The organism is Streptomyces sp. NPDC107654 (genome assembly GCF_055639035.1).
The window spans coordinates 165,806-185,520 of the sequence record NZ_JBVKBI010000005.1 but is presented as its reverse complement, the minus strand read 5'-3'; the positions used below and the strand labels follow the sequence as shown (position 1 = coordinate 185,520).

General features: G+C 72.5%; 17 protein-coding genes and 1 pseudogene. 9 read left to right on the top strand and 9 right to left on the bottom strand.

Annotated features, from left to right (window positions below; all coding sequences use genetic code 11):
• Window positions 1–11: 11 nt before the first annotated feature.
• The 5 genes and pseudogenes from ACZ7N4_RS11450 to ACZ7N4_RS11430 form a co-directional block, all read right to left on the bottom strand.
• Window positions 12–137: pseudogene (locus ACZ7N4_RS11450) on the bottom strand (organic hydroperoxide resistance protein); the annotation flags it as partial.
• 20 nt (window positions 138–157) lie between these two features.
• Window positions 158–622 carry a MarR family winged helix-turn-helix transcriptional regulator gene (locus ACZ7N4_RS11445; RefSeq protein WP_471356574.1) on the bottom strand — a complete coding sequence of 155 codons (465 nt, stop codon included), beginning with the start codon at window positions 620–622 and terminating at the stop codon, window positions 158–160.
• Window positions 619–1,398: an energy-coupling factor ABC transporter ATP-binding protein gene (locus ACZ7N4_RS11440; protein WP_471356571.1), complete on the bottom strand. Its 780-nt coding sequence runs from the start codon at window positions 1,396–1,398 to the stop codon at window positions 619–621. The genes ACZ7N4_RS11445 and ACZ7N4_RS11440 overlap by 4 nt, the downstream gene beginning before the upstream one ends.
• The gene (gene cbiQ, locus ACZ7N4_RS11435; protein WP_471356569.1) at window positions 1,386–2,147 is read right to left on the bottom strand and encodes a cobalt ECF transporter T component CbiQ; all 762 of its coding nucleotides are present in this window, start codon (window positions 2,145–2,147) and stop codon (window positions 1,386–1,388) included. The genes ACZ7N4_RS11440 and cbiQ overlap by 13 nt, the downstream gene beginning before the upstream one ends.
• Before the next feature lies 1 nt (window position 2,148).
• Entirely contained in the window at window positions 2,149–3,192 is a 1,044-nt protein-coding gene (locus ACZ7N4_RS11430) for an energy-coupling factor ABC transporter permease (RefSeq protein ID WP_471356566.1), read from the bottom strand.
• 197 nt (window positions 3,193–3,389) lie between these two features.
• Here ACZ7N4_RS11430 and ACZ7N4_RS11425 point away from each other — a divergent pair, with 197 nt between their 5' ends.
• Window positions 3,390–3,728, top strand: coding sequence for an SsgA family sporulation/cell division regulator (locus tag ACZ7N4_RS11425; RefSeq protein ID WP_471356564.1), 339 nt, complete (start codon window positions 3,390–3,392; stop codon window positions 3,726–3,728).
• 12 nt (window positions 3,729–3,740) lie between these two features.
• On the opposite strand, the gene ACZ7N4_RS11420 is transcribed toward ACZ7N4_RS11425, so the two are convergent.
• The 3 genes from ACZ7N4_RS11420 to ACZ7N4_RS11410 form a co-directional block, all read right to left on the bottom strand.
• A complete protein-coding gene (locus tag ACZ7N4_RS11420; protein ID WP_471356561.1) occupies window positions 3,741–5,405 on the bottom strand; it encodes a penicillin-binding transpeptidase domain-containing protein in 1,665 nt (554 codons plus the stop codon).
• 99 nt (window positions 5,406–5,504) lie between these two features.
• Window positions 5,505–7,139: a penicillin-binding transpeptidase domain-containing protein gene (locus ACZ7N4_RS11415; RefSeq protein ID WP_471356558.1), complete on the bottom strand. Its 1,635-nt coding sequence runs from the start codon at window positions 7,137–7,139 to the stop codon at window positions 5,505–5,507.
• Between the two features lie 156 nt (window positions 7,140–7,295).
• The gene (locus ACZ7N4_RS11410) at window positions 7,296–9,053 is read right to left on the bottom strand and encodes a dolichyl-phosphate-mannose--protein mannosyltransferase (protein WP_471356555.1); all 1,758 of its coding nucleotides are present in this window, start codon (window positions 9,051–9,053) and stop codon (window positions 7,296–7,298) included.
• Window positions 9,054–9,205: 152 nt separating this feature from the next.
• Here ACZ7N4_RS11410 and rsmI point away from each other — a divergent pair, with 152 nt between their 5' ends.
• From rsmI to ACZ7N4_RS11380, 6 genes are all read left to right on the top strand, one after another.
• A complete protein-coding gene (rsmI, locus tag ACZ7N4_RS11405; protein ID WP_471356552.1) occupies window positions 9,206–10,057 on the top strand; it encodes a 16S rRNA (cytidine(1402)-2'-O)-methyltransferase in 852 nt (283 codons plus the stop codon).
• A 235-nt stretch (window positions 10,058–10,292) separates the two neighbouring features.
• Window positions 10,293–10,700, top strand: coding sequence for a hypothetical protein (locus ACZ7N4_RS11400; protein ID WP_471356550.1), 408 nt, complete (start codon window positions 10,293–10,295; stop codon window positions 10,698–10,700).
• Window positions 10,701–10,747: 47 nt separating this feature from the next.
• Window positions 10,748–11,647: a TatD family hydrolase gene (locus ACZ7N4_RS11395; RefSeq protein WP_471356547.1), complete on the top strand. Its 900-nt coding sequence runs from the start codon at window positions 10,748–10,750 to the stop codon at window positions 11,645–11,647.
• A 114-nt stretch (window positions 11,648–11,761) separates the two neighbouring features.
• The gene (locus tag ACZ7N4_RS11390; protein ID WP_471356544.1) at window positions 11,762–13,177 is read left to right on the top strand and encodes a ubiquitin-like domain-containing protein; all 1,416 of its coding nucleotides are present in this window, start codon (window positions 11,762–11,764) and stop codon (window positions 13,175–13,177) included.
• Window positions 13,178–13,297: 120 nt separating this feature from the next.
• Complete coding sequence (rsmA, locus tag ACZ7N4_RS11385) at window positions 13,298–14,167, top strand: 16S rRNA (adenine(1518)-N(6)/adenine(1519)-N(6))-dimethyltransferase RsmA (protein ID WP_471356541.1); 870 nt, start codon at window positions 13,298–13,300, stop codon at window positions 14,165–14,167.
• Window positions 14,164–15,057: a 4-(cytidine 5'-diphospho)-2-C-methyl-D-erythritol kinase gene (locus tag ACZ7N4_RS11380; RefSeq protein WP_471356538.1), complete on the top strand. Its 894-nt coding sequence runs from the start codon at window positions 14,164–14,166 to the stop codon at window positions 15,055–15,057. Before rsmA ends, ACZ7N4_RS11380 begins: the two co-directional genes overlap by 4 nt.
• A gap of 5 nt (window positions 15,058–15,062) precedes the next feature.
• Here ACZ7N4_RS11380 and ACZ7N4_RS11375 read toward each other — a convergent pair whose 3' ends face one another.
• Window positions 15,063–15,659 (bottom strand): Uma2 family endonuclease, encoded by a 597-nt coding sequence (locus ACZ7N4_RS11375; protein ID WP_471356536.1) that lies wholly within the window; start codon window positions 15,657–15,659, stop codon window positions 15,063–15,065.
• A gap of 183 nt (window positions 15,660–15,842) precedes the next feature.
• Here ACZ7N4_RS11375 and ACZ7N4_RS11370 point away from each other — a divergent pair, with 183 nt between their 5' ends.
• Complete coding sequence (locus tag ACZ7N4_RS11370; RefSeq protein WP_471356534.1) at window positions 15,843–17,651, top strand: ABC-F family ATP-binding cassette domain-containing protein; 1,809 nt, start codon at window positions 15,843–15,845, stop codon at window positions 17,649–17,651.
• A gap of 208 nt (window positions 17,652–17,859) precedes the next feature.
• Window positions 17,860–19,650 carry an outer membrane protein assembly factor BamB family protein gene (locus ACZ7N4_RS11365; protein ID WP_471356531.1) on the top strand — a complete coding sequence of 597 codons (1,791 nt, stop codon included), beginning with the start codon at window positions 17,860–17,862 and terminating at the stop codon, window positions 19,648–19,650.
• The last annotated feature ends 65 nt before the right edge of the window (window positions 19,651–19,715 follow it).

The window sequence follows — 19,715 nt, the reverse complement described above, 5'->3', positions numbered from 1 at the left end:
GTCGAGGTGCGGCGCGTCGCGTCCGAGTACGGGCAGACCTCGTGCGCCGCCTCCACCGCCCCGGCCGCCGCCTCCGGGGCGAGGACCGGCAAGGAGACGCCGAGGGCGACCGCGAGGCCGTAGCCGCGGTGGGGTGCGCGACCCTCGGGTACGCGGATCAGCGCCGGTCGGCCGCCGCGTCGGCGCGCTCGGTCAGGCTCCACAGCTCCTCGCGCAACCGCGCGATCTCCTGGGCGCCGAGCCCCGTGGTGGTGAGCAACGCGCGGGGCACCCGCGCCGCGCGCTCCCTCAGTTCCTCACCGCGCCCGGTGCACGCCACCCGCACCGAGCGTTCGTCGCCCGGCGCGCGCTCCCTGCGCACCAGACCCGCCGCCTCCAGCCGCTTCAGCAGCGGCGAGACGGTGCCGTAGTCCAGCCGCAGCGCACCCGTCAGCTCCTTCACGCCGGTCTCCCCCCGCTCCCACAGCACGAGCAGCACCAGGTACTGCGGATACGTGAGCCCCAGGTCGTCCAGGAGAGGCCGGTACGCGGCGGTCACGGCGCGCTGGGCCGCGTACAGCGCGAAGCACAGCTGGTCGTCCAGCAGCAGCGAGCCCTCGACGGCCGGGTCCTCGTTCGTCACGCGCCCATTGTCACGGACTTCGGGTCGAAGCCGAACGGCAGCTCCAGCCGGTGCGCCCGCATCAGCTCCTCGTCGGAGAGCAGCGCGCCGGTCGGGCCGTCCGCCGCGATCACCCCGTCGCTCAGGATCAGCGAGCGCGGGCACAGCTCCAGGGCGTACGGCAGGTCGTGCGTGACCATGAGGACCGTGACGTCCAGGGAGCGCAGGATGTCGGCGAGTTCCCGGCGGGAGGCCGGGTCCAGGTTGGAGGACGGCTCGTCCAGGACGAGGATCTCCGGCTCCATGGCGAGCACGGTGGCCACCGCGACCCGGCGGCGCTGCCCGAAGGACAGGTGGTGCGGCGGCCGGTCGGCGAAGTCCCCCATCCCGACCCGCTCCAGCGCGGTGCGCACGCGGGCCTCCAGCGCGGCCCCCTTGATCCCGGCGGCGGCCGGTCCGAACGCCACGTCCTCCCGCACGGTCGGCATGAACAGCTGGTCGTCGGGGTCCTGGAAGACGATGCCGACCTTCTGCCGGATCGCGGCCATGTGCTGCCTGCCGACCGGCAGCCCGGCCACCGTCACCGTGCCCGTGCCGCCGCCGAGGATGCCGTTGAGGTGCAGCACCAGGGTGGTCTTGCCGGCGCCGTTGGGGCCGAGGAGGGCGACCCGCTCGCCGCGTCCGATGGAGAAGTCCACGCCGAACAGGGCCTGGTGCCCGTCGGGGTAGGCGAAGGCCAGACCGGCCACTTCCAGCGAAGGCGTCGCGGGAACCGCAGAAGGTGTCACAGGAACCATCCCAGCAGACAGACGACGAGGGCGGCGCAGGGGAGGGTGAGGGCGTGCCGCCACTGCGCGCCGGAGGCGGTCACCTCGTCGATGACGGGCATCGCACCGGCGTACCCCCGGCTCACCATGGCCAGGTGCACCCGCTCCCCGCGTTCGTAGGAGCGGATGAACAGCGCGCCGGCGGACTTGGCGAGCACGCCCCAGTGCCGTACGCCCTTCGCCTCGAAGCCACGCGACTCGCGGGCGATCCGCATCCGGCGCATCTCGTCGGTGATGACGTCGCCGTAGCGGATCATGAAGGAGGCGATCTGTACGAGCAGCGGCGGCAGCTTCAGCCGCTGCAGCCCGAGCAGGAGCTCGCGCAGCTCGGTCGTGGCGGCCAGCAGCACGGAGGCGGCGACGCCGAGGGTGCCCTTGGCGAGCACGTTCCAGGCGCCCCACAGCCCGTTCACGCTCAGCGAGAGGCCCAGGACGTCCACCCGCTCGCCCTCCGCCACGAACGGCATGAGGACCGCGAACGCGACGAACGGCACCTCGATCAGCAGCCGCCCGAGCACGAAGCCGGCGGGCACGCGCGCCTGGTACGCCACACCGGCCAGCAGCACCGCGTAGACCGCGAACGCCCACATCGCCTCGCGCGGGGTGGACACCACGACCACCACGAACAGGAACGCGGCGGCGAGCTTGGTGTGCGGCGGCAGACCGTGCACGGGCGAGTGCCCGTGCCGGTAGAGCCGGTGCGCGTGTCCCGCTCCCACCTCAGACGCCGGTGTTCACGGGGGAGACGTCGTCGCCGCGGCGCCGGCGCAGCACCCAGAACACCGCGCTGCCCGCGACGACCGTGACGCCGACGCCGATCACGCCCGCGAGACCGCCGGACAGCCGGGCGTCGGAGATGTCCTTGACGCCGTAGTCGGCCAGCGGCGAGCCGGAGGCGGCGTGCTTCTCCTCCTTCTTGTCGATCCCCTTGTCGTGCGCGACCTTCTCCAGGCCGTCGGGGTTCGCGGAGGCGTAGAAGCTGACGAACCCGGCGAGGACGAGCGAGGTGACCAGGCCGGTCACCCACAGCGTGCGCCGCGAGGTGCGCGCCGCCACGGGCGCCGTGGGGGCCGGGGCGTCCACCAGTGCGCCGTTCACCCGCAGCCGGAGCCGCTGTCGCAGCCCGCGCGCGCCGTGCACCAGGTCCGGGCGGACGGCGACGACGGCGCCGACGGTGAGCGCGGTGATGACCGCCTCGCCGATGCCGATCAGCACATGCACGCCGATCATGGCGGTCGCGACCTTGCCGAGGGAGACGTCGGTGGTTCCGCCGACCGCGTAGATCAGGGTGAACGCGACCGCGGCGGCCGGCACGGACACCAGCGCGGCGACGAAGGAGGCGACGGTCACCGAGCGCCGCTTGCGGGGCAGCACGGCGAGCAGGCCGCGGAAGACGGCGTACGACACGACCGTGGTGACGATCGCCATGTCGGTGATGTTCACGCCGAGCGCGGTCAGCCCGCCGTCGGCGAACAGCACGCCCTGCATGAGCAGCACGACCGACACGCACAGCACGGCCGTGTAGGGGCCGACGAGTATCGCGGCCAGGGCTCCGCCGAGGAGGTGGCCGCTGGTGCCGGCCGCGACCGGGAAGTTGAGCATCTGGACGGCGAAGATGAACGCCGCCACCAGGCCCGCCAGGGGGGCCGTCCGCTCGTCGAGTTCGCGGCGGGCGCCGCGCAGGCTCACCGCGAGGGCGCCGGCCGCGACTACTCCGGTGACCGCCGAGGTCGGGGCGTCGATGAATCCGTCAGGTACATGCACCCGACGATTTTAGGCCCTTGTTGCGAACTCCTTGCAAGAGAGACCGCACGCAAGAGAGAACGCTCGCAGGAGAGAGCGGCCGCAAGAAGGACCAGGTCTCGTCTCCTCTCAGGGCGCGCACGGGAAAATGTGCGACGCTGGGTAGAAAGCGGATGCACGGCTTTCGTATGCGTCACGGTGCGTGAGAGGGCGGTCCGATGTCTGTAGTCGAGCAGTACGCGCGCGCTCATATCGTCACGGACGAGGAGGACCCGGGGGCCGTACCCGTCGTGTTGCGGTACGACCCCGACAACGATCCCCGGTCGGTCCGCGTGGGCCTGCCCGGACCGCACGAGTGGACGTTCTCCCGGGCGCTCCTGGAGCAGGGGCTGCGGGGGCCGGCCGAGAGCGGCGACGTCCGCGTGTGGCCCTGCGGGCGCGTCCAGGCCGTCGTCGAGTTCCACACCGACCACGGCGTCGAAGTGGTGCAGTTCGAGTCGAAGACGCTGCTCCGGTTCCTGCGCCGCACCTACACCGCCGAACCCGTACGAGGCTGAGCCGGGAGCCGGTCAGCTCCCGAGCTTCAGCAGGCTCGCCACGATCGGTCCGGCCGTGTCACCGCCGTGCCCGCCCGCCTGGACCACGCCGGCGGCGGCCAGGTCGCCCTTGTAGGCGGTGAACCAGCCGTTCGGCTTCTTCTGCCCGTCGACCTCCGCCGAGCCGGTCTTCGCGCCGAAGTCCGGGCCGAGCCCCGACATCGCCTCGGCGGCCGTGCCGTACGCGGCCGTGTAGTTCATCAGCTCGCGCAGCTGGGACAGCGTCTTCGCCGACATGGTGCGCGAGGCGGTGGCCAGCGTGCGGTGGTCCACGGACGGGGCGACCAGGTACGGCTGGTGGAAGCTGCCGGACCGCACGGTCGCCGCGACCGAGGCCATGTTCAGCGGGTTCATGCGCACCCCGCCCTGTCCGATCAGCGAGGCCGCCATCTGGGCCGCCGACTGCACCGGCACCGAGCCGTCGACGGTGGGCACACCGATCGCCCAGTTGTTCATGGACAGCCCGAAGACCTGCTGGGCCTGCTTGGTCAGGTCGTCGTTCTCCAGCTTCTTCGCCTGGCTGATGAAGGCGGTGTTGCAGGACCGGGCGAAGCTCGCCTTGAACGTGCCGCCCTTGATCTCGAAGTCGTCGTCGTTGTGGAACGTCCAGCCGCCGTACTTGACGGTCTTCGGGCAGGGATGTTCCTTGTCCGCCGAGGCCAGGCCCTTCTCGATCAGCAGCGAGGAGGTGATCACCTTCATCGTGGAGCCGGGCGCGAGGGAGCCCTGGAAGGCGGTGTTGAAGCCGTGCCCGCTGTTGGCGACCGCGAGGATCTCACCGGTCGAGGGCCGCAGCACGACCACCGAGGCACGCGCGCGCTTGTCCACCTGCTGCTCGGCGGCGGCCTGGAGGCCGGGGCTGAGCGTCGTCTTCACCGTGCCCGGCGTGCCCTTGCTCAGCTCCACCAGCGTCTTGTCGGAGAGCTTCGCCGCCTTGGCCGCCTTGCCGCGCACCACACGCAGCTCGACGCCCGCCGTGCCGCCGGCCTTCTTGCCGTACTTCTCCCGCAGACCGTCCAGCACGGTGCCCAGGGACGGGTACTTGGCGGCCGTGATCTCCCCGCCGGACCGGTCCAGCGCCTTCACCGGCGGGGTGCCGGACTCGCCGGTCACGAGCCTGTCGCCGTCGCGCAGGTCCGGGTGGACCACGGCGGAGTGCCAGTCGACCAGCGGCCTGCCGTCGCTCGCCCGGCGCACGACGGTGAGGGAGCTGCGGTAGGCCAGCGGCTTGCTCAGGCCGCGGTAGGACACGGTCGCCTTCACGGAGAAGGGGACCGTGGTGCCCTTGGCCGTGCCCGGGGAGAGCGTGACGTCCTTCAGGCGGGCGTCCTTGGCGTAGCCGGTGAGGAGCTTGCCGGCGGTGGACGGGTCGTCGGTGGCGGCGGCCGCCTCGGTGACCCGGCCGTGCTGCCAGGCGGTGAGGAAGCGGGTGGAGGCGGTGCGGACCTCGGCGGCGGTGAGCGGGCCGGTGCGGACGGTCTTGTGGCCGGGCGTGCCGCCGGGCCGCTCGTCGGCCGCGGCCCCGCCGTACAGCGCGTAGACGCCGAACCCGGCGCCGCCGACGACCACGGCGATCATCCCGCCGAGTACGGCGGGACGGTTCTTCCGTCGCTCGGCGACGCGCCTTCTCTTCCCCACAGCCTCAGTTCCTCCGCACCTTTCCCCAGGGTCCCCGCAAGCCCTCACACTTCCCCAACGACGGCACTCACCTTAAGGTCCCCGCCTCCGCGGGTGATCTCAGCCGGCGATCCGTAGCAGGCTTGCGACAATCGGCCCGGCGGCGTCGACACCGTGCCCGCCGTCCTGGACCATGGCCGCCGCCGCCACGTCGTTGCGGTATCCGGCGAACCAGCTGTCCGACTTCGCCTCCCCGTCGACCTCGGCGGATCCCGTCTTCGCGCCGACGTCCCCGCGCATCGAGCCCAGCACGCCCGCCGCGGTGCCGCTGCGCGCGGTGCGGCTCATCAGGGCACGCAGCTGCCGGGTCGTGCCCGGGGCCAGGCCACGCGCGCGTGCGGGGGTCCGGCCGTCCAGCTTCAGCGGCACGATCACCGGCTGGCGGAAGGTGCCGGTCTGCGCGGTCGCCGTCACGGACGCCATGTTCAGCGGGCTCATCTGGACCTGGCCCTGGCCGATCAGGTTGGCCGCGGTGTCCGGGCCGCCGGAGGCGGGGACCCGGCCGTCGAAGGTCGGCACGCCGGCCTGCCAGTCGTTCCGCCCGAGCCCGAACCGGTCCTCGGCCTCCCGGGTGAGGGAGTCGACCTTCACCTCGTCCGCGAACTTCACGAACGCCGTGTTGCAGGAGCGGGCGAAGCTGTCGGCGAGGGTGGCGTGCTCGTTCGGTGTCAGACCCTTGAGGTTCTGGAAGGTCTGGCTCTGCCAGACGGCCGACGGCGGGCAGGGCGCCGGGCCGTTCGCCGTGGTCAGGCCGTTGTCGATGAGGGTGGCCGCACTGATGATCTTCATGGTGGAGCCGGGGGCGCGTTCGCCGAGGAGGGCCGCGTCGAAGCCGTCCGTGCGGTTGTTGGCGACGGCCAGGATCTCCCCGGTGCTGGGCTTGACGGCCACGACGGAGGACTCGGGGTACTTCGCCACGGCCGCCTCGGCCGCCGCCTGGGCGCTCGCGCTGAGCGTCGTCGGGAGCTTGCCGGGCCTGCCCTTGGCGAGGGTGAGCAGCGGGGTGTCCGCGGCCTGGCTGCCGTCGGCCGCCGCCTGGTGCCGGACGACGAGTTCGACTCCGGACCGGCCGCCGGTCTTGTCGCCATACCGTCGGCGCAGCTCGTCCAGGATCGGGCCGAGGGACGGGTACGTCACCCGGGTGAGCACCTTTCCGTCGCGGTCCACGGCCTCGATCTCCGGCGCGCTCGACTCACCCGTGCTGAGCGTGTCCCCCTTGCGCAGGCGGGGGTGCACGACCGAGGGCTGCCAGTCGACCAGCGGGCGGTGGGAGGTCTCGCCGCGGACGACGGTCAGCGTGCTGCGGTACGACAGCGGTCGCGACACCCCGTGGTACGACACCGTCGCCCGCACCCTGAACGGCACCGTGTCGCCGCTCGCCCGGCCGGGGGTGATCCGCACCTTGCCGATGTGCGCGTCGTCGGCGAAGGCCGTCAGCAGCTCCTGTGCGGCCTGGGGGTAGTTCGTCCACGAGGCGGCGGAGATCGCGTCGCCCTTCTCCCAGGCGGCGAAGAACGCGCCGGTCGCCTCCCTCACCTCGGAACCGCTGGGCGGACCGGTCTTCACGGCCGCCGCGCCCCCCGTGCCGCCGTCACCGTTCAGCGCGGACGCGATGTTGTAGACGCCGTAACCGGCCCCGCCCAGCACCGTGACGCACACGCCTCCGACGACGGCCGCCTTGACCCCGTTGCGCATGACGCGGATTCCCCTCCCGTTCGACCTGTTGAACATGTTCAAAACAGGTACCGGGAGCACTGTAAGCGGTTGTGGAGCGCTTGTGACCGGAGTTGCCGATTGTTGTCCGAACGGAGATGTGCCGTGACGGGCCCCGACCGGACGATCGACCGCCCGCTACACCCAGGTGTCCAGCCACATCCGCGACCGCCACGAGTCGATCGGGATGGCCTGGCCCGTGTAGATGGGCCAGAAGTAGATGAAGTTCCAGGCGATCAGCAGGACCAGTACGCCCGCCGCCGTCGCGCCGACCACGCGGCGGGTGTCGGTGGATCTCGGTGGGCCCACGATCGCGCCGACCATCATCGCCACCGCCAGGCACAGGAACGGCAGGAAGACGACCGCGTAGAAGAGGAAGATCGTGCGCTCCTGGTAGTGGAACCAGGGCAGGTACCCCGCCGCGATGCCGCAGGCGATGGCGCCGGCCCGCCAGTCGCGGCGGAACGCCCAGCGCCACAGCACGTAGCCGATCGCGAAGCAGGCCGCCCACCACAGCAGCGGCGTGCCGATCGCCAGCACCTCCCGGGCGCACTTCTGGCCCGCGTCCGCCGGGCAGCCGTCGGCGCCGGGGGAGGGGGACTCGTAGAAGTACGAGACGGGACGCCCCAGCACGATCCAGCTCCACGGGTTGGACTGGTACGTGTGCGGCTGGTCGAGGTGGACGTGGAACTTGTACACCTCGTGCTCGTAGTGCCACAGGCTGCGCAGCCAGTCCGGCAGGAACGCCCAGGTGCCGCCCTTGCCGTCGGTGGCCGCCCAGGTGCGGTAGTAGCCGCCCGTGCCGTCGGTCGGGGAGAGGATCCAGCCGGTCCACGAGACCACGTAGACCACCAGCGCCACCGGGATCGTCGCCACGAACGCGGCACCCGTGTCGTACTTCAGGACCGCGAGGTACGGGCGGTACGCGCCGGCCACCCGGCGGGTGCCGACGTCCCACAGGACCGTCATCACACAGAACGCGGCCAGGACGTACAGGCCGTTCCACTTCGTGCCCACGGCCAGTCCCAGCATCACCCCGGCCGTCCAGCGCCAGGGCCGCCACCCGAAGCGGAAGGTGTCCGCGGCCTGCCCGTCCGGCCGTACCCGCCCGTCCGGCCCCACCGGCAGCGCGGCGGCGAGCCGCTCCCGCGCCCGGTCCCGGTCCACCACCAGGCAGCCGAACGCGGCCACCACGAAGAACATCAGCACGCCGTCGAGCAGCGAGGTCCGGCTCATCACGAAGTGCAGGCCGTCCACCGCCATCAGCGCGCCCGCGAGGCAGCCCAGGAACGTCGAGCGGAACATCCGCCGGCCGATCCGGCACACCAGCAGCACGCTCAGCGTGCCGAGCAGCGCCGTCATGAACCGCCAGCCGAACGGGTCGAACCCGAAGACCAGCTCGCCGAGCCCGATCACGTACTTGCCGACCGGCGGGTGCACCACGTACGCCGGGTCCGTCGGGATCCCCAGGTGCCCGCCCTGCTGGAGCACCATGTCGTTGGCGTTCTTGCCGTACTGGTCCCAGCTCACCTCGAAACCGCGGTGGACCAGCGCCCACGCGTCCTTGGCGTAGTACGTCTCGTCGAATATCACCGCGCGCGGGCTGCCCAGGTTCCAGAACCGCAGCACACCCGCCAGCAGCGTCACCAGCAGCGGCCCGCCCCAGCCCGACCAGCGGGTGAGCCGCTCGGCGAGGACCGGCGGCACGCCGAGCACCCGCCACAGCCGGGGGCTCGGCTCGGCGTACGGCGGCACCAGCCGGTCGCGTACGTCACCCTCGGGCGCGTCCGAGGCCGGCGCGTACCCGAATCGGCGCAGCCGCTGCTGCCACGACGGCCGCCGGTCGTGCGGTGCCTGGTCCTGCCGGAGGTCCATGGAGGACGCGGTACTGGTCACCGCGCCATGGTAGGGAACCGGCCTGTGCGAGTCCCGCGCATGTGCGGTACCGGTCGGGAGACGGTCGGATTCCCCCCGCTCGTGCGGGCCGGCCGGGGTCCTGGTTCGCGGGCGGCCGGAACCGGGGCCGGGACTCCTGGGAGGATGGGGGGGTGACTGGAACCCTTGTCCTGGCAGGTACCCCCATCGGTGACATCGCGGACGCGCCGCCCCGGCTCGCCGAGGAACTGGCCGGCGCCGACGTCGTCGCCGCCGAGGACACCCGGCGGCTGCGCCGGCTCACCCAGGCGCTGGGCGTCACCCCCAAGGGCCGCGTGGTGTCGTACTTCGAGGGCAACGAGTCCGCCCGGACGCCGGAACTGGTCGAGGAGCTGCTCGGCGGTGCGCGCGTGCTGCTGGTGACCGACGCCGGCATGCCCTCCGTCTCCGACCCCGGCTACCGGCTGGTCGCCGCCGCCGTGGAACGGGACGTCAAGGTCACCGCCGTGCCGGGGCCGTCCGCCGTGCTCACCGCGCTCGCCCTGTCCGGGCTGCCCGTCGACCGGTTCTGCTTCGAGGGGTTCCTGCCCCGCAAGGCCGGCGAGCGGCTGTCCCGGCTGCGCGAGGTCGCGGGCGAGCGGCGCACCCTCGTCTACTTCGAGGCCCCGCACCGGCTCGACGACACCCTCGCCGCGATGGCCGAGGTCTTCGGCGCGGACCGGCGCGCCGCCGTCTGCCGCGAGCTGACCAAGACCTACGAGGAGGTACGGCGAGGTCCGCTGGCCGAGCTGGCGCGGTGGGCCGCCGAGGGCGTGCGCGGGGAGATCACCGTCGTGGTCGAGGGCGCGCCCGAGGCCGGGCCGGAGGAACTCGACGCCGCGGAGCTGGTCCGCCGGGTGCGGGTGAGGGAGGAGGCCGGAGAGCGCCGCAAGGAGGCGATCGCGGCCGTGGCGGTGGAGGCGGGGCTGCCCAAGCGGGTCGTGTTCGACGCCGTGGTCCAGGCCAAGAAGACGGATCCGAGCTGACGCGCGGCACCCTCCTGAGCAGGGCTCATCTCGGCTGAGCGCACGCCCCATGGGAGGGCAAAAGGCCGGCGTCGATGGCAAAGCCCAGCCGTCTCATTCGAGTCGGTTCGGCAAGCGATGTCCAAAACGGCTCCAATACTCGACAGGCCTGCTGCATTCGGGCCCGCGGAGGCGTCCACTGGTCGAAGGGACGCACCCGTCCAACAGGGACGCACCCGTGCAAGAGGGAGCTGGCATGAGTGACATAGCAGGGCAGACCGGTCTCCGCGGTACGGCCTCGGCCGTCGTTCACGAGTCGTATTCGTTCGCCTGCATGCGCTGCGGGCACGGCTGGGAGCAGTCGTACGAGATAGAGCACCACACGAACGCCGAGGGGGAGCAGTTCGTGCTGTACGTGGCCGACGGCCGGGTGGTGCCGTCGCCCCTCAGCCGGCCGGCCTGCCAGAACTGTGACGGTCACGTCGTGCGGATCATGCGCGCGGGCCAGGTCTCCTCGGTGCGCGGCGCGGCCCCCCGGCAGCACCACCGGGTGCCGGCGGCGGGCCCGGTCGAGGTGCCCCCGGTGCCGGGGCAGGCCGCCGGAAAACCGCACCACTGGCACCTCTCCGACCTCCTGCACCCCTTCCAGCGCGGGGCGAGCTGAACCGGTCACCGGACCGCGCGGGCATGCCCCTTTCGTAGGATCGGGGCATGCCCTCGAACGCCGGCCACAGCTCCGCAGACGACGACAAGAAGGCGGCCCCGCCCCTTCCGGCGCCCCTCCAGGTGCCCGTCGCCGACTCCCACACCCACCTCGACATGCAGTCCGGCACGGTGGAGGAGGGCCTGGCGAAGGCCGCCTCGGTGGGCGTGACGACCGTCGTGCAGGTCGGCTGCGACATCAAGGGCTCGCAGTGGGCCGCCGAGGTCGCCGCCGCCCACGCGAGCGTCCACGCCGCCGTCGCCCTTCACCCCAACGAGGCCCCGCGCATCGTCCACGGCGATCCCGACGGCTGGTCCCGGCAGGGCGCCCGGCCGGCGGGCGGCGACGCGGCGCTGGACGAGGCCCTCGCCGAGATCGACCGGCTCGCCGCACTTCCGCAGGTCAAGGGCGTCGGCGAGACCGGCCTCGACCACTTCCGCACCGGCCCGGAGGGCAAGGCCGCCCAGGAGCGGTCCTTCCGCGCCCACATCGAGATCGCCAAGCGGCACGGCAAGGCGCTCGTCATCCACGACCGGGACGCCCACGCCGACGTCCTGAGGATCCTGAAGGAGGAGGGCGCCCCCGAGCGCACCGTCTTCCACTGCTACTCCGGCGACGCCGAGATGGCCGGGATCTGCGCCCGCGAGGGCTACTTCATGTCCTTCGCCGGCAACGTCACCTTCAAGAACGCCCAGAACCTGCGCGACGCCCTCGCCGTCGCCCCGCTGGAGCTGGTCCTCGTGGAGACCGACGCGCCGTTCCTGACCCCGGCGCCGTACCGCGGGCGCCCCAACGCGCCGTACCTGATCCCCGTCACGGTGCGTGCGATGGCCGGCGTGCGCGGCATCGACGAGGACACGCTGGCCACGGCCCTGGCGGCGAACACCGCCCGGGCCTTCGACTACTGACCACCCGTTCGGAGCGCAACAGTACGTAGCCGAGTCGCTTTGGAGAGTGACCGACCCTCCGCTAGGTTCTGGGGGCCCGAACCGGACCCCTGTGGCCCCCTGGAGCGTGTCGGCGTGAGCAAGTCGAGTTACGGGACGTACGACCCCTACGGCCATGAGGCCTCCGTGTACACGGCGGAGACCCTCCCCTACGGCCTCGGCAGGGACACCTACCGGCCCGCCTACGAGGCCGAGGCGTACTTCGTCACGGAACCGGCGCCGCCGCTGCCCCGGCAGACGGCCGGCGCCGCGCAGACGCTGATCCGGGAGACGCTGGTCCCGGACGCCGTGCTCCCCGAGGCCGTGGTCCGGGAGCCGGTGAGCCCGGAGACCGAGCCGGCCGAGGAGACCCGCGGGCGGGCCGCGCGCCGGCGCCGGGCGCGCGACTCCGACCGGCCGGAGTCCGCCATGCGCCGGCTGCTGCCGCAGGCGCTGGTCGTGGCCTTCCTGGCCGGCGGCACCACCGCCTTCGTCGCCGAGGACAAGGCGATCGAGCTGAGCGTCGACGGCAGGCAGCGCAGCCTGCACACCTTCGCCGACGACGTGAGCGAACTGCTCGCCGAGGAGGGCGTGCGCGTCGGGGCCCACGACATGATCGCGCCCGCCCCCGGCACGGCGCTCGCCAGCGGCGACGAGGTCGCGGTGCGGTACGGCCGCCCCGTGCGGCTCACGCTGGACGGCCGGCGGCACGAGGTGTGGACGACGGCGCACACGGTGGAAGGGGCGCTGGACGAGCTGGGGGTGCGCGCCGAGGGCGCGTACCTGTCGACCTCGCGCTCCCAGCGCATCGGACGCGCCGGGCTCGCCCTCGACGTGCGCACCGAGCGCGCGGTCACGGTCATGGCGGACGGCCGGACCCGCACCATCCGCACCAACGCGGCCACCGTCCGGGAAGCGGTCGAGGAGGCCGGGATCACCCTGCACGGCCAGGACACCACATCGGTCCCGCAGGACAGCTTCCCGCGCGACGGGCAGACGGTGACCGTGCTGCGCGTGACCGGCAGCCGCGAGGTCCGCGAGGAGCAGATCCCGTTCCGGGTCGAACGCACCGACGATCCCTCGCTCTTCAAGGGCACCGAGGTCGTCGCGCAGCCCGGACAGCCCGGGCTGCGGCGCATCACGTACCTGCTGCGCACCGTCAACGGCGTCCGGCAGAAGCCGCGCCTGGAGCGGTCCGAGATGGTGCGCCTGCCGCGCAAGCAGGTGGTGCGGGTGGGCACCAGGCCGCGGCCCGACTCCGTGTCCGGCGCGGACCACCTGAACTGGCAGGCGCTCGCCGCGTGCGAGTCCGGCGGCCGGCCGCACGCCGTGGACCCCTCCGGCACGTACGGCGGGCTCTACCAGTTCGACACCCGCACCTGGCACAGCCTCGGCGGCACGGGCCGCCCCCAGGACGCGTCGGCGGAGGAACAGACGTACCGCGCGAAGAAGCTGTACGTACGGCAGGGGGCGAGCCCCTGGCCGCACTGCGGAGCGCGGCTGCGCGGCTAGGGAGGAGCCCCGGTGCGGCGGGCCGCGCGGTGCGGCACCCGCCCGGCGTGCCCGCCGCCCGCGGCCCCGGCACCGGACGCCTGGCGATCCGGCCCCTTCCGCCCCCGTACCCTTGTCCCCGTGAGCAGCCCCACCCCCGACGCCCTCCTCGGTCCCGCCGACATCCGTGAGCTCGCGGCAGCGCTCGGTGTCCGCCCCACCAAGCAGCGCGGCCAGAACTTCGTGATCGACGCGAACACGGTCCGCCGTATCGTCCGCACCGCCGAGGTCCGCCCGGACGACGTCGTCGTGGAGGTGGGCCCCGGCCTCGGCTCGCTCACCCTCGCGCTGCTGGAGGTCGCCGACCGGGTCACCGCCGTCGAGATCGACGACGTGCTCGCCGCGGCCCTCCCCGGCACCGTCACCGCGCGCATGCCCGACCGCGCCGACCGCTTCGCACTGGTCCACCGCGACGCGATGCACGTCACCGAACTGCCCGGCCCGGCCCCGACGGCCCTGGTCGCGAACCTCCCCTACAACGTCGCCGTCCCCGTCCTGCTGCACATGCTCGACACCTTCCCGAGCATCGAGCGGACGCTGGTCATGGTGCAGTCCGAGGTCGCCGACCGGCTCGCCGCCGCACCGGGCAACAAGGTGTACGGCGTCCCGTCCGTGAAGGCCAACTGGTACGCCGACGTGAAGCGGGCCGGGGCCATCGGGCGCAACGTCTTCTGGCCCGCCCCGAACGTCGACAGCGGCCTGGTGTCCCTGGTCCGCCGGGCCGAGCCGATCAAGACCACCGCTTCCAAGGCCGAGGTCTTCGCCGTGGTCGACGCGGCCTTCGCCCAGCGCCGCAAGACCCTGCGGGCCGCGCTCGCCGGCTGGGCCGGGTCCGCGGCGGCGGCCGAGGCCGCGCTGGTCGCGGCCGGTGTCTCCCCGCAGGCCCGCGGGGAGGCGCTGACGGTGGAGGAGTTCGCGCGGATCGCGGAGCACAAGGAGAGCGGCGAGTGAGCGTCACGGTACGGGTGCCGGCCAAGGTCAACGTCCAGCTCGCGGTCGGGGCCGCCCGCCCCGACGGTTTCCACGACCTCGCCAACGTCTTCCTCGCGGTCGGCCTGTACGACGAGGTCACCGCGACCCCGGCCGACGGCCTCCGGATCACCTGCGAGGGACCGGACGCCGACCAGGTCCCCCTGGACCGCGCCAACCTCGCCGCGCGCGCCGCGATCGCCCTCGCCGGGCGCCGGGGCATCGAGCCGAACGTCCACCTCCACATCGCCAAGGACATCCCGGTCGCCGGCGGCATGGCGGGCGGCAGCGCGGACGGCGCGGGCGCGCTGCTCGCCTGCGACCGGCTGTGGGGCACGGGGGCCTCGCGGGCCGAGCTGCTCGCGATCTGCGCCGAGCTGGGCAGCGACGTGCCGTTCAGCCTGGTCGGCGGGGCGGCCCTCGGCGTCGGGCGCGGTGAGCGGCTGACCGCGTTGGAGGTCGGCGGCACCTTCCACTGGGTGTTCGCGATGGCCGGGCGGGGGCTGTCGACCCCGGCGGTGTTCCGGGAGTTCGACCGGCTGGCGGAGGGACGCCGGATCCCGGAGCCGGTGGCTTCGCGGGAACTGCTCCAGGCGCTGGCGAAGGGGGACGCCGAGGCGCTGGCCGCGACCGTCTCCAATGACCTCCAGCCGGCCGCGCTGTCCCTCTTCCCCGAGCTGGCGGACACACTGGCGGCGGGGCGCGGGGCGGGTGCGCTCGCCGCGCTGGTCTCGGGATCCGGGCCGACGACGGCCTTCCTCACGCGGGACGCGGAGGCGGCGGAGCAGGTGGCCGGGGCGCTGCGGGCGTCGGGGACGTGTGGGGCTGTGCGCGTGGCGGCGGGGCCGGTGGCGGGGGCGACGGTGCTCTGAGGGGCTCAGCGCTTGCCGATGGTGGTCAGATCGATGTCGATGGGGTAGGGATGGTCGACCTTGATCCGGTCACGGTGCACGCCCATGTGCACGTAGGACCTGGTGAGCGGGTCGAGCTCGTAGACGTGAATGACGGGCCCGCCGGTGCTTCGGTCCTGCTCGACGCGCCAGAAACCGGGAATCCCCGCGGCCGCGTATTTCTGCGGTTTGGTCGTACGGTCGCGGGATTCGGAGTCAGGCGAGACGACCTCCACGGCGAGCAGGACATCTTCGGCCTGGAACCTGGTCTGCTCCAGCCCGGTGACCGCGTCTGCTCGGACGACGCTGACATCGGGTTCGGGGCCGTTGCGGTCATCCAGGACGACGGTCATCTCCCGTTCGACACTGAACCCCGCGGCGAGAGAGCCGTGCAGCCCGTTGACCAGCAGGTCGATCACAAGGAAATGAAAGCGGCGCTGCGGACTAACGAAAACCAGGCTCCCGTCGATCAGCTCGGTGTGCGGCGGGAGATCCGGCAGCGTGAACAGGTCGTCCACGGTGTAGCCGTCCTGCGGCGGCACCGGCCACTGGACGCGGTGCTCTAGGGACTCGGCGGCGGTCATGGTTCCTCCCGTGGACGGGATCCTGCTGCCTGCCCTCCACGGTAGCGGCCGTGTCCCGATCGAGTCACCACAAAGAGTGACCACCCCCTCACCCCCCGACCCCCTGCCCCGAAGCCCTACGCTAGAAGGCTGACCCCCGCGGCGGAGCCGCATATCGAGTCCAGCCCCGCGCACAGGAGTGAAATGGCCGTCAACCTGGTCAATGTCGAGAACGTCAGCAAGGTGTACGGCACCCGTGCCCTGCTGGACGGCGTCTCGCTCGGCGTGTCGGAAGGGGACCGGATCGGGGTCGTCGGACGCAACGGCGACGGCAAGACCACCCTCGTCCGGATGCTCGCCAAGCTGGAGGAGGCCGACACCGGGCGGATCACGCACTCCGGCGGGCTGCGCCTCGGCGTGCTGACGCAGCACGACTCCCTCGACCCGGCCGCCACCGTGCGTCACGAGGTCATCGGCGACATGGCCGACCACGAGTGGGCCGGGAACGCCAAGGTGCGGGACGTGCTGACCGGGCTGTTCGGCGGGCTGGACCTGCCGGGCTTCCCGAAGGGCCTCGACACCGTCATCGGGCCGCTCTCCGGCGGCGAGCGGCGCCGTATCGCGCTGGCCAAGCTGCTCATCGAGGAGCAGGACCTGATCGTCCTGGACGAGCCCACCAACCACCTCGACGTCGAGGGCATCTCCTGGCTCGCCGAGCACCTGCGCAACCGGCGCTCGGCGCTGGTGTGCGTGACCCACGACCGGTGGTTCCTGGACCAGGTGTGCACGCGCATGTGGGACGTGCAACGCGGTGACGTGTACGAGTACGAGGGCGGCTACTCCGACTACGTCTTCGCGCGCGCGGAGCGCGAGCGGATCGCCGCGACCGAGGAGGCCAAGCGGCAGAACCTGATCCGCAAGGAGCTGGCCTGGCTGCGGCGCGGCGCCCCCGCGCGGACGTCGAAGCCGCGCTTCCGGGTCGAGGCCGCCAACGAGCTGATCGCCGACGTGCCGCCGCCCCGGGACAGCAGCGAGCTGATGAAGTTCGCCTCCTCGCGGCTCGGCAGGACCGTCTTCGACCTGGAGGACGTGACCGTCCAGGCCGGTCCGAAGGTGCTGCTGAAGCACGTCACCTGGCAGCTCGGACCGGGCGACCGGATCGGTCTCGTCGGGGTCAACGGCGCCGGGAAGACCTCGCTGCTGCGGGCCATGGCCGCCGCGGCCCGCAGCGAGGGCGAGGAGCAGCCCGCCGGTGGCCGTATCGCCGTGGGCAAGACCGTCAAGCTGGCCTACCTGTCCCAGGAGGTCGCCGAACTCGACCCGGCCCTGCGGGTGCTGGAGGCCGTACAGCAGGTCCGCGAGCGCGTCGACCTCGGCAAGGGGCGTGAGATGACGGCCGGGCAGCTGTGCGAGACGTTCGGCTTCACCAAGGAGAAGCAGTGGACGCCGGTCGGCGACCTGTCCGGTGGTGAGCGGCGCCGGCTGCAGCTGCTGCGGCTGCTCATGGACGAGCCCAACGTCCTCTTCCTGGACGAGCCCACCAACGACCTCGACATCGAGACCCTCACCCAGCTGGAGGACGTCCTCGACGGCTGGCCCGGCTCGATGATCGTCATCTCCCACGACCGGTTCTTCGTGGAGCGCACCACGGACCGGGTGTTCGCCCTCCTCGGCGACGGCACCCTGCGGATGCTGCCGCGCGGCATCGACGAGTACCTGGAGCGGCGCCGGCGCATGGAGGAGGCGGTCTCCGCGCAGACCGCCGCCGTGGCACCGAAGCCGGCCACCGCGGAGAAGAGCGCCGCCGACCAGCGGGCCGCGAAGAAGGAACTCCAGAAGATCGAGCGGCAGTTGGACAAGATCTCCGAGAAGGAGTCCGCGCTGCACGCCCAGATCGCCGACAACGCGACCGACTTCGCGAAGGTGGCCGAACTCGACGCCCGGCTGCGGGACCTGGCCGGGGAGCGCGAGGAACTGGAACTGCGCTGGCTGGAACTGGCGGAGGACGCCTGACGCCCGTCGCGTGAAGGGGGCGTGAAGGCGCATAACAACGGCATCACGGGCCGGTCCTCCCTTGGGAACAGGGGAGGACGCGGCCCCGTGTGCTGTCTGTGCCGGGTGATAGAAAGAGCCGTCTGAGAACTGTCTGTAAAGCGACCTTGGGTCCGTCACGAACCTCAGGGCGTGGCTAAAAATCAGTGAACGAGGGGGAAGAGCGCTGATGACTCAGCCGCCCAACCAGCCGCCGCAGGGCGGGTTCGGAGCGCCGCAGGACCAGCCGCCGCAGGGCGGTGGTTTCGGTCCGCCCCCGCAGACGCCACCCGCGCAGAGCGGTTTCGGCCCGGCCCCGCAGACCCCGCCCGCGCAGGGCGGTTTCGGCGCTCCCCAGCCGCCCGCCACGCCCCCGCAGCCGCCGCAGCCGGGTTACGGCTACCCGCAGCAGCCGGGTCCGTACGGCGCCGCCCCCGGTCCCTACGGCCATCCGCAGCAGCCGGGCCCGTACGGCGCCCCGCAGCCCGGTTACGGCCACCCGCAGCAGCCGCCGTACCCGGGCATGCCCGGCGGTGCGCCCGGCGGTCCCGTCCCCGGCCCGCAGGGCTCCCGGAAGAAGACGGCGCTGATCATCGGTGCCGCGGTGGCCGCGCTGCTCGTCATCGGCGGCACGGTGTTCGCGGTGTCCGGAGGCGGCGACGACGGCGGCGGCGAGAAGAAGCCCGTCGCCCGGCACAGCGACGACTCCAAGCACTCCGCCACCTCCTCGCCGACGGCGTCCGGCGGCGAGGACCCGGAGAACCTCAACAAGGACCGCCAGGCCGGCGAGGCGAAGGTGCTCTGGTACAAGCCGGCACCGGACGCCCCGGCCTCCGGTGCCGACGCACCCGGCACGTGGATCACCGGCGACACGGCGGTGAAGGCGGCGTACAAGCAGGTCTTCGCCTTCCGCACCGCAGACGGCGGCACCGCCTGGGGCCCGCTGTCCTTCCCGCAGAAGATCTGCGCGGCCACCCCGCAGAAGTCGGCCGACGACAAGGTCGTCGTGGCGTACATGAACGGCGGCGGCGACCGCGCCAAGTGCAACCAGCTCCAGCAGCTGGACCTGCGCACCGGCGAGAAGGGCTGGACCGCCGAGGTCGCCGACGGCGGGCTGTTCGACAGCGCGATGTCCGTCGAACTCACGGTCAGCGGGAAGACGCTGATGGTGGGCCGTTCGCAGTCGGGCACGGCGTACGACATCGGCACCGGCAAGAAGCTGTACGACAAGAAGAAGTACGGCGCGGCCTGCTTCCCGGCCGCCTTCGCCGGCAGCACCGGCCGGCTGATCCAGGTGGCCTCCTGCGGCGCCGGCACCGGCAAGGAGCACGAGGAGATCCAGGAGCTCGACCCGGCCACCGGCAAGGTGCGCTGGACCCAGACCGTCAAGAAGGGCTGGGAGGTGACCCGGACGTACTCGGTCGACCCGCTCGTGGTCTACCTGACCAACCGGGACAAGAAGGCCTGGAACATCTCCACCTTCGACAAGAACGGCAAGTTCCGTTCCGAGGTCAAGGTGAACGAGAAGTTCGCGCCCCGCTGCGGCTGGGCCGTCCTGGAGCGGGAGTTGCAGGGCTGCCAGGGTGTCGCGGTCGACAAGGACACCTTGTACCTGCCCACCGACTCCACCGTCAGCGCCAACGAGATCGTCGCGATCAGCCTCGCCGACGGCAAGGCGAAGTGGCGCGTCGGCTCCCCGACGGACCGGCCGATGGCGCCGGTGAAGGTCGAGGACGGCAAGCTCGTCGCGTATGTGCAGCCGTCGTACGACACGGGCGGCCAGGTGGTGTCGGTGCCGGTCGCCGGCTCCTCCCACAAGACGACCCGGCTGCTGCAGAACCCGCAGGGCGCCGCCGGCGCGGAGAACGCCTTCTACGACGGCGTCGTCGACTGGAGCGGCGGGCGGCTGTTCATCTCCTCCGGCCGGCTGTCCGGCGACGACGACTCCAAGGAGAAGCTCATGATGGCCTTCGGCGACTGAGCCCGGCCCGCCCGCCCGGCCCCAGCCCGTTCCTCCCGAGCCCGCCGTCGCCGTACGGCCTCCCG

Coding starts and splice junctions, on each gene's coding strand:
- ACZ7N4_RS11440 (WP_471356571.1), bottom strand. CDS start 1,398: ATGGTTCCTGTGACACCTTCTGCGGTTCCCGCGACGCCTTCGCTGGAA.
- ACZ7N4_RS11425 (WP_471356564.1), top strand. CDS start 3,390: ATGTCTGTAGTCGAGCAGTACGCGCGCGCTCATATCGTCACGGACGAG.
- ACZ7N4_RS11415 (WP_471356558.1), bottom strand. CDS start 7,139: ATGCGCAACGGGGTCAAGGCGGCCGTCGTCGGAGGCGTGTGCGTCACG.
- ACZ7N4_RS11400 (WP_471356550.1), top strand. CDS start 10,293: ATGAGTGACATAGCAGGGCAGACCGGTCTCCGCGGTACGGCCTCGGCC.
- ACZ7N4_RS11395 (WP_471356547.1), top strand. CDS start 10,748: ATGCCCTCGAACGCCGGCCACAGCTCCGCAGACGACGACAAGAAGGCG.
- ACZ7N4_RS11375 (WP_471356536.1), bottom strand. CDS start 15,659: ATGACCGCCGCCGAGTCCCTAGAGCACCGCGTCCAGTGGCCGGTGCCG.
- ACZ7N4_RS11370 (WP_471356534.1), top strand. CDS start 15,843: ATGGCCGTCAACCTGGTCAATGTCGAGAACGTCAGCAAGGTGTACGGC.
- ACZ7N4_RS11365 (WP_471356531.1), top strand. CDS start 17,860: ATGACTCAGCCGCCCAACCAGCCGCCGCAGGGCGGGTTCGGAGCGCCG.